Genomic DNA, 1,366 nt, shown 5'->3' with positions numbered 1-1,366 from the left:
CCTGGAAACAGGGAAATGACTGTATTATTGCGACCAAAAGACCTGCACAGGCCAATTCTAGCAGGGCTTGTTGAGTTCGTTGCTTTTTATTTCAACTGTTGATAAAACGATCCCAGTAGTCCCAAGCAGTATGACTTCTACTTTTTTTAGCAGTCACGTGAGGCTGTTTAACGTTGTGATTAACTGAATTAACAAGCGAGCGCCGAGCTTCGGTACCTAATGGGTATGATCCTATGGACTGGAAGCCGCAGTCAGAGTGCATATCACTGGCTGCCAGGGCTGTAGAAGAAATTCTGCTGCCTCCCGCGATTGGAAAGGTGTTCTATGCATTCTAATTTACCAGAGCTGCAGGACCGTCAGGGTCGGAAATTCCCTTACTTGCGGCTGTCAGTCACAGACCTGTGCAACTTTCGTTGCAATTACTGTTTGCCTGACGGCTGCCTGGACCATCATCACAGTGAAGCATTAATCATTGACGAAATACGTCGTCTGGTAACGGCTTTTGCTGCCATTGGTGTGGAAAAAATTCGCCTGACCGGGGGGGAACCTACCTTACGTCAGGACTTTTCCGACATTGTCAGAACCATCAAACAGATCCCCGGCGTTAACAAGCTGGCCATGACCACCAACGGCTACAAAATGGATCAGCGGGTTATGGATTGGCTGGATGCGGGTATTGATGCCATCAATGTCAGTGTCGACAGTCTTGACCCCCGGGCCTTTGAGCTGATTACCGGTCATAACCGGCTGCGGGAAATTCTGGCCGGTATTCAAAACGCATTTGACCATGGTCTGCCATCCATCAAGGTTAATGCGGTGGCGATGAAAGGCATTAATGATGATGAACTTGATGCCTTCCTTGACTGGATCCGTGACTATCCCGTTTCTATTCGTTTTATCGAGTTGATGCAAACCGGGAACAACCAGGATTTTTTCCAGAAGCACCACTTCCCGGGAAAACAGATTCAGAAACTGCTACTGGCACGGGGTTGGGTAAGAAAAATGCGTCTGGCCGATGCCGGGCCTGCCCAGGAGTATTGCCACAGTGATTATGAAGGTACGGTTGGCTTGATTATGCCTTACAGCAAGGATTTCTGTAACGACTGTAATCGACTGAGGGTGACCAGTCTGGGGCAGCTCCAGCTCTGCCTGTTTGCTGAGTCTGGCATTGATCTGAGAGACCTTCTGCACAGTGATGATCAACAGGAAGTGCTGGTGGCCCGTATTCGTGATTCGCTAAGGCTTAAAGAAGACAGTCATTTTCTTGAGCAGGGCTGGACCGGGGGTACTCAAAACCTGTCTCAGATGGGGGGCTAGGAGGCTGTCCGAGAATAGACTGCCCTACTGCGGTGGCAGCAAATTGGTC

At 49.6% G+C, this 1,366-nt stretch carries 1 protein-coding gene and 1 riboswitch; the gene reads left to right on the top strand.

The window, feature by feature from the left end; genetic code table 11:
- Positions 1-188 precede the first annotated feature (188 nt).
- Positions 189-336, top strand: a riboswitch (molybdenum cofactor riboswitch).
- Positions 325-1,317, top strand: a complete 993-nt coding sequence (gene moaA / locus KDK15_RS14980) for a GTP 3',8-cyclase MoaA (protein WP_257296192.1) — start codon at positions 325-327, stop codon at positions 1,315-1,317. It overlaps the preceding riboswitch by 12 nt.
- The last annotated feature ends 49 nt before the right edge of the window (positions 1,318-1,366 follow it).

Source organism: Endozoicomonas sp. YOMI1 (assembly GCF_024606345.1).
GTDB lineage: Bacteria > Pseudomonadota > Gammaproteobacteria > Pseudomonadales > Endozoicomonadaceae > Endozoicomonas.
Note: the sequence above shows the minus strand (reverse complement) of the source record. Positions and strands in the feature narration are given on the sequence as shown.